This window comes from uncultured Paracoccus sp. (assembly GCF_945915435.1).
In the GTDB taxonomy this organism is placed as follows: Bacteria; Pseudomonadota; Alphaproteobacteria; order Rhodobacterales; family Rhodobacteraceae; genus Paracoccus.
Genome location: NZ_CAMEFG010000011.1, coordinates 15796 through 30145, shown reverse-complemented (window position 1 = coordinate 30145; position 14350 = coordinate 15796). Strand labels below are relative to the sequence as shown.

Below are 14350 nucleotides of genomic sequence, written 5' to 3'. Positions count from 1 at the left end.
GCTCAGTTTCTCAGCACCAGGCAGCGCCCGCCCAGGTTGCGCAGCCGGTTGCAGAAGGTCAGCGCCTCGCGCCGGGTTTCATAGCCGACCTGCGCGGTATAGACGCGCCGCGCGTTGCCGTTCAGGCGGCGCTGGACGAAATCGACCCGCTTGCTGCCAAGGATCGGGCGCAACTGCCGGTTCAGGCGGCTGACCTGCTGCGCCGCCCCCGACTGGCTGGGATGCGAAGCCACGATGACCCCCCAGGGCCATGCCCTTTGCGGGGTCTGGAACTCGCGGATGCGGCGGTTCGCGGCCAGGGTGATGCAGGCGGGCAGGAACTCGGCCTTGGGGTCCAGCCGCAGGTCCAGCTTGTCGGCGGCGGGCGGGTTCTCGCGCCAATCCTCGGCGGTATGGCCGGTGATGGCCTGAACGTAGTCCAGCGTCTCCCACGGCAGGCGGCCGCCGTTCTCGCGAAAGCGCGCGGCGCGGTTCTCGCCGCCGTTATAGGCCACCGCCGCCATGCCGATATTGCCGAAACCGTCGGTCAGTTGCCGCAGGTAGCGGGCCGAGGCCTCGATGGATTTCGCCGGGTTGAAGGGGTCGTCCAGGCCCACGATCTGCGCCGTGCCGGGCATGAATTGCGCAATCCCCAGCGCGCCCGCCGGGCTGATCGCGCCCGGCTCGAACAGGCTTTCCTTCCACAGCAGCCGCGCCAGGAAATGCGGGTCGATCCCGTGGCTGGCCGAGGCGCTTTCGATCATCCGGCACACATCCGGCACATAGCTGTCCAGCGAAATGCAGGACACACCGTCCGCCGTGCAGCGCCGCCGGTCGTCATCGGCGGCGCGGGCTGGCTTGGCGGGTGGCGCGGGGATGGCGGCTATCGCCGGCTCGGCCTCAAGGGCGGACACCTGAATGGGCGCGATCAGCAGGGCCAGCAGGACCGCAAGGAAACGACGCATCGAAACACACCCGGCAACGGAAAACTCTGCCCGCTGGGTAGCAAGGAAACGCGCCATTGAAAAGCGAAACGCCCCGCGGCGGGCGGGGCGTTGCAACGATCGGGGCGCGGATCAGCGGCGGGCGACGGGGGCGTCGTAGGCCACGGCCTGCATCTGCATCGCCTGCATTTCGGCGGGCGAGACAAGGTAGCCGTCCGGCGTCTCGACCAGCGGGCCTTCGTAGCGGCGGCTTTCCTCGGGCGTGCGGACGCGGACCTGGGTGCCGCGCGGGGTGTTTTCAAACAGGTCGATGATGTCCTGGTTGAACAGGCGGATACATCCTGCCGAGGTCGCCTTGCCGATCGAACTGGGGTCCATCGTGCCGTGGATGCGATACATCGTATCCTGGCTGCCCTGATACAGATACAGCGCGCGCGAACCCAGCGGGTTGTTGATGCCGCCCGCGACGCCGCCCGCGACATCGCCGTAAAGTTCCGGCTCGGTGCGGACCATGTTCGCGGTGGGCGTCCAGGAGGGCCACGCCGCCTTGCGGTTGATGGTGGCCGAGCCGCTGAAGCCGGTCCCGGCCTTGCCGACGGCGATGCCGTAGCGCATCGCCTCGCCGTTCTCCAGCACGTGATAGAGGAAGCGCGCATAGGGATCGACGACGATGGTGCCGGGGGTTTCGGGGCCGTTGAAGGGCACGCGCTGGCGCATGTTCCGCTCGGTCAGGTAGGCGGGGCGCACGGCGGGGATCTGGATGGGCTGGCCGCCCGGTCCCTGGTCGATCCGCGCCTGGTAGATCGAGGGCGTCACGCGGGGCGACTGGATCGAGTTGTCCGGTGCGGACGGCGTGCTGGAACAGGCCGCGACCAGCCCCAGCGCAACAAGCCACATGAGCGGAGCTTTACGCATACGTCTTCTTCCTTCTGGCGCGACCGCGCCGGAAGGGCGGTCGGGAAACGGGTTTCGGGTCACGAACGGCAACGCAAAGCGCGCGGCGCAGGATCTCGATTCGTGCCACTTGATTAACCGTCAGTTAACCCGACCGGCGCCCGAGCGCGACAGCCAAACCGATCCCGGCCTGTAACAAAACTGTTTTCTATAGCGTTTCCGCAACAAAATCGCGCGATCACGGGCAGGGACGGCCTCAGGCCCGCGACGGCTGCGCCATGCCTGCCGCCACCGGGCCGCGCCGGTCGCGAAGATAGCGCGCATAGGCCAGGTCATCGGCCTGGATATCCGGCTTGCGGCCCGAGATCAGGTCGGCCAGCACCCGCCCCGACCCTGCCGCCATCGTCCAGCCCAGCGTGCCGTGGCCGCTGTTCAGGAAAAGGTTCGGCAGATGCGTCGCGCCAAGGATCGGGGTGCCGTCCGGCGTCATCGGGCGCAACCCGCACCAGAATTCCGCCTTGGCCGTATCGCCCGCCCCGCCGAAGAGGTCGTTGACCGACAGCGCCAGCGTCTCGCGCCGCCGGGGGTTCAGCGACATGTCGAAACCGGCGATCTCGGCCAGCCCGCCGACGCGGATGCGGTCGCCCAGACGGGTGATCGCGATCTTGTAGGTCTCGTCCATGACGGTCGAGACCGGCGCGCGCGATTCGTCCCGGATCGGGATGGTCAGCGAATAGCCCTTCAGCGGATAGATCGGCAGCTTCAGCCCCAGGTGGCGCACCAGCATCGGTGAATGCGGGCCAAGCGCCAGCACATAGCGGTCGGCGGCGACCGGCCCCTGATCGGTGCGGATGCCGGTGACGCGCCCGCCCTCGGTCTCGATGGCGCGGATATCGACGCCCCAGCGGAAGGTGACGCCCGCCGCCTCTGCCATCGCGGCAAGATTGTTGGTGAACTTGAAGCAATCGCCGGTCTCGTCCCCCGGCAGGCGCAGCCCGCCCGCGATCAGATGGGCCGAGCCTGCCAGCCCCGGCTCGGCGGCGACGCAACCGGCGCGGTCCAGCACCTCGAAGGGCACGCCGTCGGCTTGCAGCACGGCAATGTCCTTGGCGGCGGCATCGACCTGCTTTTGGCTGCGGAACACCTGCAAGGTGCCCTGCATGCGTTCGTCATAGCCGATGCCGGTCTGGGAACGCAGCTCGCGCAGGCAGTCGCGGCTGTATTCGGCCAGCCGCACCATCCGGCTCTTGTTCAGCGCATAGGCGGCCGAGGTGCAGTTCTTCAGCATCTGCGCCACCCATTTGGCGCGCTGCATGTCGAAACGCGGTTGCAGCACAAGCGGCGCGTGGCGCTGGAACATCCACCGGATCGCCTTTTGCGGCACCCCCGGCGCGGCCCAGGGCGATGAATAGCCGGGGCTGACCTCGCCCGCATTGGCATGGCTGGTTTCCAGCGCGGGACCGGACTGGCGGTCCAGCACGGTGACCTCATGCCCCGCCTTCGCCAGATACCAGGCCGAGGTGACGCCGATCACGCCGGCCCCAAGGATGACGACTTTCATGGACGCGGCCTCCCCCCGCAGATCGTTTCGGGGCAAGGATAGCAGCGCGGGCGGAAAGGAAATCCCGAACTGCGCCGTCCATTACGGATTTTTCGCATTATTATTCGATATTATTCCATTAATCCGGTGAAACATCCCGTAAACATGCCATCCGGCACAAGATTACCGCGCGGCGCAGCGAATCGCCCAACCGGGCGGCAGAGATTGCGGTCCCCCGTCCTGATGCTAAGTTGGGGCCAATCACGCCAATGGGAACGCCGCAAGTGTCCAACAGCAAAAGCCCCTTCGCCCCGTTTCGCCACAGGGATTTCCGCAAGTTGTGGGCTGCGACGCTGGTTTCCAACTTCGGCGGGCTGGTGCAGGCGGTGGGCGCGGCATGGCTGATGACGCAACTGACCGACTCGGCCACGCTGATCGCGCTGGTGCAGGCATCGAACACGCTGCCGATCATGCTGTTCGCGCTGGCCTCGGGGGCGCTGGCGGACAATTTCGACCGGCGTGTGCTGCTGATCGGGGCGCAGGTCTTCATGGCGGTCGTGTCGCTGCTGCTGGCGGTGGTGGCCTGGACGGATGGGCTGACGCCGTGGCTGCTGTTGTGCTTTACCTTCCTGATCGGGACCGGGCAGGCGCTTTACAACCCACCCTGGCAGGCCAGCATGGGCGATCTGGTCCCGCGCGAGGACCTGCCCGGCGCGGTCACGCTGAACTCGGTCGGGTTCAACCTGATGCGCAGCATCGGCCCGGCGGCGGGCGGCATCATCACCGCCGCATGGGGCGCGGCGACGGCCTTTACGGTGAACGCGCTCAGCTATGTTCCGCTGCTGGCCGCGCTGTTCATGTGGAAACCCAGGACCCCCCGGATGCAGACCCGGCCCGAGCCTTTCGTCTCGGCCGTCGGGTCGGGGCTGCGCTATGTCGTGCTGTCGCCCAACCTGATGCGGGTGCTGGCGCGGGGCGGGCTGTTCGGCTTTTCCGCCGTCTCGATCCTTGCGCTGCTGCCGCTGGTCGCCAAATCGCATGAGGGCGGAGGCTCGCTGCTGTTCGGCCTGCTGCTGGGCTGCTACGGGTTGGGCGCGATCATGGGCGCCGTCGCGAACCCCTATATCCGCGAGCGGATGCCGAACGAGATGATCGTGCGCATCTCGTTCGGCAGCTTTGCGCTGGCGGCGCTGGCACTGTCGCAGACGCAAAGCGTCGTGCTGCACGCGCTGGCGATTCTGCCCGCGGGCGCGGGGTGGGTGATGGCGCTGTCGCTGTTCAACGTCTCGGTCCAGCTATCGACGCCGCGTTGGGTGGTGGCGCGGGCGCTGGCGCTTTACCAGACCTCGGTCTTCGGCGGCATGGCGGCGGGATCGTGGGCATGGGGCGCGGTGGCGCAGGCGCATGGCATCGACGCGGCGCTGGCAACGGCGGCGGTGCCGCTGGTCATCGGCGCGCTGCTTGGCCGCTGGCTGACGATCCCGGAATTCGGCACGCTGAACCTGGACCCGGTCAACCGCTTCAAGGAACCGCAGTTGCGGCTGGACCTGCGCGGGCGGTCGGGGCCGATCATGGTCATGGTCGATTACGAGATCGACCAGAAGGACGTGCCGCGCTTCCTGGACCTGATGGTGCGGCGGCGCAACATCCGCCGCCGCGACGGCGCAAGGGGATGGGCGCTGCTGCGCGATCTGGAAAACCCCTCGATGTGGTCGGAAAGCTATCACATCGCCACATGGGACGATTACGTCCGCCACAACATGCGGCGCACCAAGAACGACGCCACCGTGACCGAGGAACTGCGCGCCCTGCATCGCGGCGACAGCCCGCCCAAGATCCACCGCATGATCGAGCGTCATACCGTCTCGCGTCAGGACGACCTGCCCCTGATCGGCAAGCTGGAGATCCCGTGAACCGGGCGCCCCCAACCCCGGCATCCGCGTCATGAGCGGCTGGCTGCTGCGCCGGCTGGTCTCGCTGGTGGCCAGCCTGCTGGTCGCCTCGGTCCTGATCTTCCTGGTGGTCGGGATGGTCCCCGGCGACCCGGCCAGCTACATACTGGGCACCGGCGCGCGCCCCGAGACGCTGGCCGCCCTGCGCGCCCAGATGGGGCTGGACGACCCCCTGCCCCTGCGTTACGCGAATTGGCTGGCGGGCATCCTGCGCGGCGATTTCGGCACCAGCCTGACCTACAAGACCCCCGTCGCGCAGATGATGGGCGAACGCCTGCAGGTCTCGCTGCCCCTTGCCCTGATGGCGCTTGCGCTGGCCGTGGCGGTCGCGCTGCCCATCGGCATCCTTGCCGCGGGCAGGCAGGGCAGGCCCGCCGACACCGCCGTCATGGGCGTCACGCAACTGGGTATCGCGCTGCCCAATTTCTGGTTTGCCATGCTGCTGGTGCTGGTCTTTGCGATCCGGCTGCGCTGGCTGCCCTCGGGCGGATTTCCGGGCTGGAGCGATCCGCTGGCGGCAGTCCGGTCGCTGATCCTGCCCGCCGTCGCGCTGGCGCTGCCGCAAGCGGCGATCCTCGCGCGGGTGCTGCGCTCGGCCCTGATCGAGACATTGGGGCAGGACTATATCCGCTCGGCCCGCGCCAAGGGGCTGACGCGCGGCGCGGCGCTGCGCCGCCATGCGCTGCGCAATGCCATGATCCCGGTGCTGACGATCCTGGGGATGCAGTTTTCCTTTCTGCTGGCAGGCGCGATCATCATCGAGAACGTCTTCTACCTGCCCGGCCTTGGCCGCATGATCTTTCAGGCGATCACGCAGCGCGACCTGGTCGTGGTGCAATCGGCGGTGCTGGTGATGGTCGCGGCGGTGATCGTGGTGACCTTCCTGGTCGACCTGGCCTATGCCGCCGTGGACCCGAGGCTGCGCCGGACATGAGATGGACCCTGACCATCGGAGCGATCCTTTGCGCGACCGCCACCGGCGCGGCGCTGCTGTCGCTGTTCTGGACGCCCCATGACGTGACGCAGATGGCCATCGCGGACCGGCTGCTGCCGCCCTCGGGTGCGCATTGGCTGGGCACCGACCATTACGGGCGCAACCTCATGTCGATGGTGATGGCGGGCGCGCAGGTTTCCATCGCGGTGGCGCTGGTCGCGGTGGCGATCGGCGTGGGCGCAGGCGTGCCGCTGGGGCTGATCGCGGCAGCGCGCAGGGGGTCGTGGCTGGACGACGCCATCATGCGCGGCAACGATCTGATCTTTGCCTTTCCCAGCCTTGTCATCGCCATCCTGATCACCGCGACGCGGGGACCTTCGGCGCTGAACGCGATCATCGCCATCGGGATCTTCAACATCCCCGTATTCGCCCGCGTCACGCGCGGCGCGGCGATGCCCTTGTGGACGCTGGACTATATCCGCGCGGCGCGGGTGGCGGGCAAGGGCGCGGCGCGGATCAGCGTCGAGCATATCCTGCCCAACTGCGCGAACCTGCTGATCGTGCAGGCGACGATCCAGTTCAGCCTGGGCATCCTGGCCGAGGCCGGGCTGGCCTATGTCGGCCTTGGCGCGCAGCCGCCCACGCCAAGCTGGGGACGGATGCTGGCCGATGCGCAGACGATGGTGGCGCAGGCCCCGCATGTGGCCATCGTGCCGGGGCTGGCCATCGTGCTGACGGTGATGGGGCTGAACCTGCTGGGCGACGGGCTGCGCGACGCGCTGGACCCGCGCACCGGGGGGCGGGCATGATCGCGCTGCGCGGGCTTGGCGTCGGGATCGGGGGGCGGGCGGTGCTGCACGGCATCGACCTGGACCTGCCCTTCGGCGGCATCACCGGGCTGGTGGGCGAAAGCGGGTCGGGCAAGTCGATGCTGGCGCTGGCGCTGATGGGGCTGCTGCCGCGGGGCGCGCAGACCCAGGGGCAGGCGCTGCTCGAGGGGCGCGACCTGCTGGCGCTCTCCGACCGGCAGCTAAGCCGCATCCGGGGCCGCCGCATCGGCATGATCTTCCAGGAACCGATGACCGCGCTCAACCCCCTGCACCCCATCGGCAAGCAGGTGGCCGAGACGCTGCGCATCCACCACGGCCTGTCCCGCCGCGCCGCGCTGGAACGCGCCCGCGAAAGGCTGGACCGGGTCGGCCTGCCCGCGCCGCGCTTTCCCGCCGGGCTTTATCCACATCAACTGTCGGGCGGGCAGCGCCAGCGGGTGGCCATCGCGATGGCCATCGCCGCGCGCCCCGATCTGCTGATCGCGGACGAACCGACGACCGCGCTGGACGTAACCACGCAGGCCCGCATCCTGGACCTGCTGCAATCGCTGGTGCGGGACGAAGGCATGGGCCTGTTGCTGATCACCCACGACCTTGCCGTGGTCGCGGGGCTGGCCGATCGCACCGCCGTCATGCAGGACGGCCGCATCGTCGAGCAGGCCGCGACGCCCCGCCTGTTCCGCGCGCCCGCCCATCCCTATACGCGCCGGCTTTTCGCCGCCTCGCGCCACCAGCCGCCGCGCGTGGACACGGACCCGCAGGCCGTGCCGCTGTTGCAGGTCACGGATGCCCTGCGCGAACACCGCCTGCCCCGCCCGCTGCGCGCGGTGGATGGCGTCAGCCTGACCATCGCACGGGGCGAATCGCTTGGGCTGGTCGGCCCGTCGGGCTGCGGCAAATCCACCCTGACCCGCGCGATCCTGGGGCTGGACCCCTTGCAGGGCGGGCGCGTCCTGCTGTCGGGGTCCGAGGTCCGGGCGGACCGGCCCGACCCCCGCTTGCGCGCACAGATGCAGGTGGTGTTCCAGGACCCCTTTTCCAGCTTCGACCCGCGCTGGCGGATCGAGCGGCTGGTCGCCGAGCCGTTCCACCTGACCGGGCGTCCCGCCGACTGGCGCGCCCGCGTCGCGCAGGCGCTGGCCGAGGTCGGCATCGACCCCGCGCTAGCCCGCCGCCATATCCACCAGTTTTCAGGCGGCCAGCGCCAGCGCATCGCCATCGCCCGTGCGCTGATCACGCGGCCCCGGCTGATCGTGCTGGACGAGGCTGTCAGCGCGCTGGACGTGCAGGTGCGCGCGCAGGTGCTGGACCTGCTGGCGCGGCTGCGGCGCGATCACGGGCTGGCCTATCTGTTCATCAGCCATGACCTGTCGGTCGTCCGGCAGGTCACCGACCGCATCGCGATCATGGACAGGGGCCGCATCGTCGAGACCGGGCCGACGCCCGACGTCATGGCCGCGCCCGCCCATCCGGTGACGCGGGACCTGATCGCGGCGATCCCGCGGATCCCGGACGATTGGCTGGCCTGAAAATATACAGGCCCTGCGCGAACGCAGGGCCTGTCCCCTCCCTCTTTGGGCAACGGCGCCTCCCCGCGCGGTCACCCCGGTATCTCGAATGCCTGAAATGCAGCCAGTGCTGCACGACTTGCGGCCAGTTGTGCATGACGAATCACCTTTCTGTCAACTGGTCCACTGTCGCATACCGTCACATTTCGCCGGATTCGGGCCGTGGCGGCGGCACAAAGCGGTTGCACCGCCGCGCCACGGGCGTAAACCCGAAGACAACACACGGTCAGGCAAACAGGAGCTTTCGATGTCCCGCACAGTCTATCTTGACGGCCAGTATCTGCCCGAGGCCGAGGCGAAGGTCTCGATCTTCGACCGTGGCTTCGTCATGGCCGACGGGGTCTATGAGGTCACCAGCGTCCTTGACGGCAAGCTGCTGGACTTCGCCGGGCACATGCGGCGGCTGACGCGCTCGCTGAACGAATTGGGCATGGACAATCCGCTGAGCGAGCAGGACTATCTGGACGCCCACCGCAAGCTGCTGGAATTGAACGGGATCACCGACGGGCTGGTCTACCTGCAAGTGACGCGCGGCAATGCGGGCGATCGCGACTTTGCCTTTCCGCCCGAGGGCACGCCGCAGACGGTGGTGATGTTCACGCAGGCCAAGCCCGGCCTTGCCGAGAACCCGCAAGCGCAGACCGGGCTGCGCGTGATCTCGGCCCCCGACCTGCGCTGGCATCGCCGCGACATCAAGACGGTGCAGCTTCTCTATCCCTCGCTGCTGAAGATGGAGGCCAAGGCAAGGGGCGCCGACGACGCCTGGCTGGTCGAGGACGGCTTCGTGACCGAGGGCACCTCGAACAACACCTATATCGTCAAGGACGGCACGCTGATCACCCGCGATCTGAGCAACGACATCCTGCACGGGATCACCCGCACCGCCCTGCTGCGCCTTGCCAGCGAGGCCCAGATCAAGGTCGAGGAACGCCCCTTCACCCTTGCCGAGGCGCAGGCGGCGGATGAGGCGCTCATCACCTCGGCCTCGGCCTTCGTGCTGCCGGTGGTCGAGATCGACGGCGCGCAGGTCGGCAACGGCCAGCCCGGTCCCATCGCAACCCGCCTGCGCGAGATCTATCTGGAAGAATCGCGCAAGACGGCGATCTAGAAAGCGAAAGGCCCCGCCTGACCGGGCGGGGCCGTCGCAGCCATCGGCGGCAGATCATGCCACCCAGGGCGGGGTGTGCAATTCATCCTGCGTCAGGAATTCGATCCCCGGCACGTCTTCGCTGCGCACGTCGCGCAGCAGCGCGATGTTCTGGCCGTCGATCATGACGCGCACGTCCTCGCCGTCCTGCACCAGCTCCAGCTCGGGGTCGTCCGAATAGCCTTCGGGCAGGGCGATTTCCAGACGGTCGCCCCGGCCCCAGACCACTTCCGCAGGACCCGAGGCATCGGCGCGCAGCACATAGACATCGTTGCCGTCCTGGCCATCGACCAGATCGTAGCCCCCGGCATAGATCGTGTCGTTGCCCTCGCCGCCATAAAGTTCGTCGCGGTCGTCGGGGTCGGAATCGTCGGGCGACCAGATAAGGTCGTCACCGCGCCCGCCGTGAACCGTGACCACGCCGCCGTTGTCATAGATTTCGTCATGCCCGCTGGCGCCGTCGTCGCGGCGGAATGCATCGTCGGGATTGTCGTCGCCGTAAACTTCGTGCCGCCCGCCGTTGGTGATGATCACGTCGTCGCCGCTGCCGCCGATGATGGTGTCGTTGCCCTCATCCGCGCCGGGATCGTATTCACCGTAAAGGTCGTCATCCGCGCCCAGATAGACCAGGTCGTCGCCGGGATTGGCGATGACGGTATCATTGCCCCGGCCGCCCCAGATCATGTCGTCGCCCGCGCCGCCGTCGATCACGTCGTCACCGTCCAGCCCGGTGATGGCGTCGTCGCCCTCGGTGCCGGTCATGGTATCGTCACCGTCGGTGCCTTCGTCCAGTTGGCGCTCGCCCATGTCGAAGCCATCATGATCGGGCGGCTGCGCATCGTCATTGTCCGACATCAGCGCGCCAAGCCCCGCCAGCCCGGCAAGCCCCAGCATCACGAACAGCATCTGACCCATATCGCATTCTCCGGTGTCGATTTCGCGGGCAGGATAGACCGGGGGCACCGGCGGCGGCAACCCGTCGATTCAGTGCCCCCGGTCAGTGCCCGAGTATCTGGCTGAGGAACAGTTTCGTGCGTTCGCTCTGCGGGTTGTTGAAGAACTCGGTCGGCGTGTTCTGCTCGACGATCTGGCCCTGGTCCATGAAGATCACGCGATGCGCCACGGCCTGCGCAAAGCCCATCTCATGGGTGACGCAGATCATGGTCATGCCGTCCTCGGCAAGCTGGATCATGGTGTCCAGAACCTCCTTGATCATCTCGGGGTCCAGCGCGCTGGTGGGTTCGTCGAACAGCATGATCTTGGGCTGCATGCAAAGCGAGCGCGCGATGGCCACCCGCTGCTGCTGGCCGCCCGAAAGCTGGCCGGGATATTTCAGCGCCTGTTCGGGGATGCGGACCTTTTCAAGGAAATGCATCGCGATCTCCTCGGCCTCGCGTCTGGGGGTCTTGCGCACCCAGATGGGTGCCAGCGTGCAGTTTTCCAGCACGGTCAGGTGCGGGAACAGGTTGAAGTGCTGAAACACCATGCCGACGTCGGAACGCACCTTGTCGATGTTCTTGAGGTCGTTGGTCAGTTCGACCCCGTCGACGACGATCCGGCCGGTCTGGTGTTCCTCGAGCCGGTTGATGCAGCGGATCATGGTCGACTTGCCCGACCCCGAAGGCCCGGCGACGACGATCCTTTCGCCCCGCGTCACGTTCAGGTCGATGTCGCGCAGCACGTGGAAGGTGCCGAACCACTTGTTCATCTTGTAGATCTCGATCGCATAGCCGCTGTCGATATCCGGTTGGGTCGGGTTCATGTGGGCCATGTTCACCTCAGCGATGGTCGCGCTTCAGCCGCCGTTCGAGATACATCGAGTATCGCGACATGCTGAAGCAGAGGACAAAGAAAATCGTGCCGGTAAAGACGTAAGGCTCCCAATAGGCGCCTTTCCATTCGAAGCTGGCGCGCACCGTGTCGGCCATCGCCTTGAGCGGGTCGAAAAGCCCCACGAAGGTCACCAGCGTCGTGTCCTTGAACACCCCGATGAAGGTCGAGACGATCCCCGGAATGGAAATCTTCAGCGCCTGGGGCAGCACGATCAGCCGCTGCGCCTTCCAGTAGTCCAGCCCAAGGGCGCCGGCGGCCTCGTATTGGCCGCGCGGCAGGGCGGCCAGCCCGCCCCGGATCACCTCGGCCATATAGGCCGAGGCGAACAGCGTCACCATGATGATGACCCGCAGGATGATGTCGAAACTGGTCCCCGGCGGCAGGAAATAGTTCAGAAGCAGCGAGGCGACGAAAAGCAGCGTGATCAGCGGCACGCCCCGGATGAACTCGATGAACATCACGGCCATCATCCTGACCACCGGCATGTCGGACCGCCGCGCCAGCGCAAGGATGATGCCAAGCGGCAGCGACATGGTGATGGCCGCGACGCCGATGGTGATCGACAGCACGAAACCCCCGAAGCGCGTCGAGGCGACCGGGGGCAGCGACACCGCCAGCACCGATTGCATCATTGCCGCAAAAGGCGCGGCCAGCAACCACCACCACAGCACCGTGCCCAGGACCGCCACCGCAAAGCCGATCATGCCGGTCACGCCCACGCGCGCCGCCAGCCGCCATGCGGCAAAGCCCACGCCGAAACCCGCCAGCACGCCGATTTCGTTCCACAGGCTGCCGCCCCACAGCAGCCACACCCCCAGGAAGGGATAAAGCAGCGTCAGCCCCAGCGACCAGTTGCGCGCGGTGTCGTTGACACCCGCCCAGGCCAGCATTGTCAGGGCGATCAGCGCCAGCGGGGTATTGCCCGCCCCCAGCAGCATGCAGCAGACAAAGGTCGCGACCACCGCGACCCCAGCCACGATCTGGCGAAGCAGGCGGCTTTCGGAAAAAAGCACGGGTCCCAGCGCGAAGAACAGCAACCCGAAGGCCAGCGTCGGGCGCCAGTATTCGGCGCGCGGATAGAAGCCGAACAGGAACTGGTTCCAGCGTTCCCGGATCACCGCGAAACAGGCGCCGGTTGCGCCCTGGCCGTGACGCTCGGCGACGATCTGGCGGCATTCGGATATGCTCGACGCATTCCAGACCGCATGGCTCAGCCACGGCCAGACGACCGCGACCACCCCCCACAGCATGGCCAGCCCCAGCACCGTCAGCGCCACGTTCAGCGGGCCGGAAAACAGGTTCCTGCGCAGCCACAGGATCGCGCCCGATTGCGTCGCCGGCGGGGGTTCGGGCGGCAGCATCGTGTCGCGGACGAAGGGGGTGGTCTGGGCGTGGGTCTCGCTCATCTCAACGCTCCTTCAGCTTGACGCGGCTGTTGTAGAGGTTCATCCCCGCCGAGATCAGCAGGCTTAGCGCCAGATAGACGCCCATCATCAGGACCATGCATTCCAGCTCGCGTCCGGTCTGGTTCAGCGTCGTGCCGCCAAGGGTGCCGCGCAGGTCCATGAAGCCCACCGCGATGGCAAGCGAGCTGTTCTTGGTCAGGTTCAGGTATTGCGAGATCAGCGGCGGGATGATCACCCGCAGCGCCTGCGGCAACACGACCAGCGACATCACGCGGCGCGGACGCAGACCCAATGCGGCGGCGGCCTCGGACTGGCCCTGGCTGACGGACAGGATGCCCGCGCGCACGATCTCGGCGATGAAGGCGCCGGTGTAGAAGGACAGCGCGATCCACAACACGACGAAGGAATTGTCCAGGTTGATCCCGTCGGCGAAGTTGAACCCGCGCAGCGTCGGCGGCACCAGGTGCAGCCCGAAGAACCAGACCAGCGCCAGCACCGGAACGACGAAGACGCCGATCTGCGCCCACCACGTCCGGGGACGGCGGCCCGTGGCGTCCTGCACCCGCGTGGCCCAGCCGGAAATGGCGCGGCGCGCGAAGAATGCGGCCAGCAGCACCGCCGCAAAGACCAGCACCGCGATATTGATCCCCTGCCGCCCCAGCGTCAGGACGCCGGGATTGTTCGTCATCGCCAGCGACGGGATCGCGGTATAGCGGTTGGTCGGCGCGATGGTGTCGAACAGCAGCATCGAGGCGGCGGGATCCTCGCCCCGATAGGCGTTCGGCGGGGGCAGGATCTCGCTGAAGGACGCCAGCACGATCAGGATCCACAGCAGCAGGGGGACGTTGCGGAAAACCTCGACATAGACGGTCATCAGCCGCGCGATCAACCAGTTCGACGACAGCCGCAGCACCCCGACCAGAACGCCGATGACGGTGGCCGCGATGCAGCCCAGGATCGACACCTGCAACGTGTTCAGCAGGCCGATCACCGTCGCCCGCAGATGCGTGTCGTCCGAATTGTAGGGGATCAACTGCTGCGGAATGTCGTAGCCCGCGCGCCGGAACAGGAAATCGAAGCTGAAGGTCTTGCCCATGATGGCAAGGTTGTGGACCGTGTTCCTGACCAGCCACGCCGCGACCAGCATGACCAGGATGAACACGACCGCCTGTATCGTCAGCGAGCGATAGCGCCGATCGTAGACAAGCATCGACAGTCGGAACGGCGGATCGACCGCGCCCGGATAAGAAACCATGATTTTCCCCTGTCTGCCCGGCCCTGCGGCTTGGATGCCGCTTGCTTTGCGTCCGGGCTTATCCTTGG

At 67.3% G+C, this 14350-nt stretch carries 12 protein-coding genes; 5 read left to right on the top strand and 7 right to left on the bottom strand.

The window, feature by feature from the left end:
• Nucleotides 1-2 precede the first annotated feature (2 nt).
• The 3 genes from Q0O97_RS05630 to Q0O97_RS05620 all read right to left on the bottom strand — a co-directional run bounded on the left by Q0O97_RS05630 (nucleotide 3) and on the right by Q0O97_RS05620 (nucleotide 3378).
• Nucleotides 3-944 (bottom strand): lytic transglycosylase domain-containing protein, encoded by a 942-nt coding sequence (locus tag Q0O97_RS05630; protein WP_294926076.1) that lies wholly within the window; start codon nucleotides 942-944, stop codon nucleotides 3-5.
• Nucleotides 945-1055: 111 nt separating this feature from the next.
• The gene (locus Q0O97_RS05625) at nucleotides 1056-1838 is read right to left on the bottom strand and encodes a L,D-transpeptidase (RefSeq protein WP_294926074.1); all 783 of its coding nucleotides are present in this window, start codon (nucleotides 1836-1838) and stop codon (nucleotides 1056-1058) included.
• A gap of 235 nt (nucleotides 1839-2073) precedes the next feature.
• On the bottom strand, nucleotides 2074-3378 hold the full coding sequence (locus tag Q0O97_RS05620; protein ID WP_294926072.1) for a D-amino acid dehydrogenase: 1305 nt from the start codon (nucleotides 3376-3378) through the stop codon (nucleotides 2074-2076).
• A 263-nt stretch (nucleotides 3379-3641) separates the two neighbouring features.
• Between Q0O97_RS05620 and Q0O97_RS05615 the strand changes: the two genes are divergently transcribed.
• The 5 genes from Q0O97_RS05615 to Q0O97_RS05595 all read left to right on the top strand — a co-directional run bounded on the left by Q0O97_RS05615 (nucleotide 3642) and on the right by Q0O97_RS05595 (nucleotide 9749).
• Nucleotides 3642-5270 carry an MFS transporter gene (locus Q0O97_RS05615; RefSeq protein WP_294926070.1) on the top strand — a complete coding sequence of 543 codons (1629 nt, stop codon included), beginning with the start codon at nucleotides 3642-3644 and terminating at the stop codon, nucleotides 5268-5270.
• Between the two features lie 31 nt (nucleotides 5271-5301).
• Nucleotides 5302-6243 (top strand): ABC transporter permease, encoded by a 942-nt coding sequence (locus Q0O97_RS05610; protein WP_294926068.1) that lies wholly within the window; start codon nucleotides 5302-5304, stop codon nucleotides 6241-6243.
• On the top strand, nucleotides 6240-7052 hold the full coding sequence (locus Q0O97_RS05605; RefSeq protein WP_294926066.1) for an ABC transporter permease: 813 nt from the start codon (nucleotides 6240-6242) through the stop codon (nucleotides 7050-7052). Before Q0O97_RS05610 ends, Q0O97_RS05605 begins: the two co-directional genes overlap by 4 nt.
• Nucleotides 7049-8602, top strand: a complete 1554-nt coding sequence (locus Q0O97_RS05600) for an ABC transporter ATP-binding protein (protein WP_294926064.1) — start codon at nucleotides 7049-7051, stop codon at nucleotides 8600-8602. The genes Q0O97_RS05605 and Q0O97_RS05600 overlap by 4 nt, the downstream gene beginning before the upstream one ends.
• 286 nt (nucleotides 8603-8888) lie before the next feature.
• Nucleotides 8889-9749 (top strand): D-amino-acid transaminase, encoded by an 861-nt coding sequence (locus Q0O97_RS05595; protein ID WP_294926062.1) that lies wholly within the window; start codon nucleotides 8889-8891, stop codon nucleotides 9747-9749.
• A gap of 54 nt (nucleotides 9750-9803) precedes the next feature.
• Here the strand turns inward: Q0O97_RS05595 and Q0O97_RS05590 are convergent, their stop codons facing one another.
• The 4 genes from Q0O97_RS05590 to Q0O97_RS05575 all read right to left on the bottom strand — a co-directional run bounded on the left by Q0O97_RS05590 (nucleotide 9804) and on the right by Q0O97_RS05575 (nucleotide 14282).
• Nucleotides 9804-10703 carry a calcium-binding protein gene (locus tag Q0O97_RS05590; RefSeq protein ID WP_294926060.1) on the bottom strand — a complete coding sequence of 300 codons (900 nt, stop codon included), beginning with the start codon at nucleotides 10701-10703 and terminating at the stop codon, nucleotides 9804-9806.
• A gap of 82 nt (nucleotides 10704-10785) precedes the next feature.
• Nucleotides 10786-11550: an amino acid ABC transporter ATP-binding protein gene (locus Q0O97_RS05585; RefSeq protein ID WP_294926058.1), complete on the bottom strand. Its 765-nt coding sequence runs from the start codon at nucleotides 11548-11550 to the stop codon at nucleotides 10786-10788.
• Between the two features lie 16 nt (nucleotides 11551-11566).
• Entirely contained in the window at nucleotides 11567-13027 is a 1461-nt protein-coding gene (locus tag Q0O97_RS05580; RefSeq protein WP_294926056.1) for an amino acid ABC transporter permease, read from the bottom strand.
• Between the two features lies 1 nt (nucleotide 13028).
• Nucleotides 13029-14282: an ABC transporter permease subunit gene (locus Q0O97_RS05575; RefSeq protein ID WP_294926054.1), complete on the bottom strand. Its 1254-nt coding sequence runs from the start codon at nucleotides 14280-14282 to the stop codon at nucleotides 13029-13031.
• Between the last annotated feature and the right edge of the window lie 68 nt (nucleotides 14283-14350).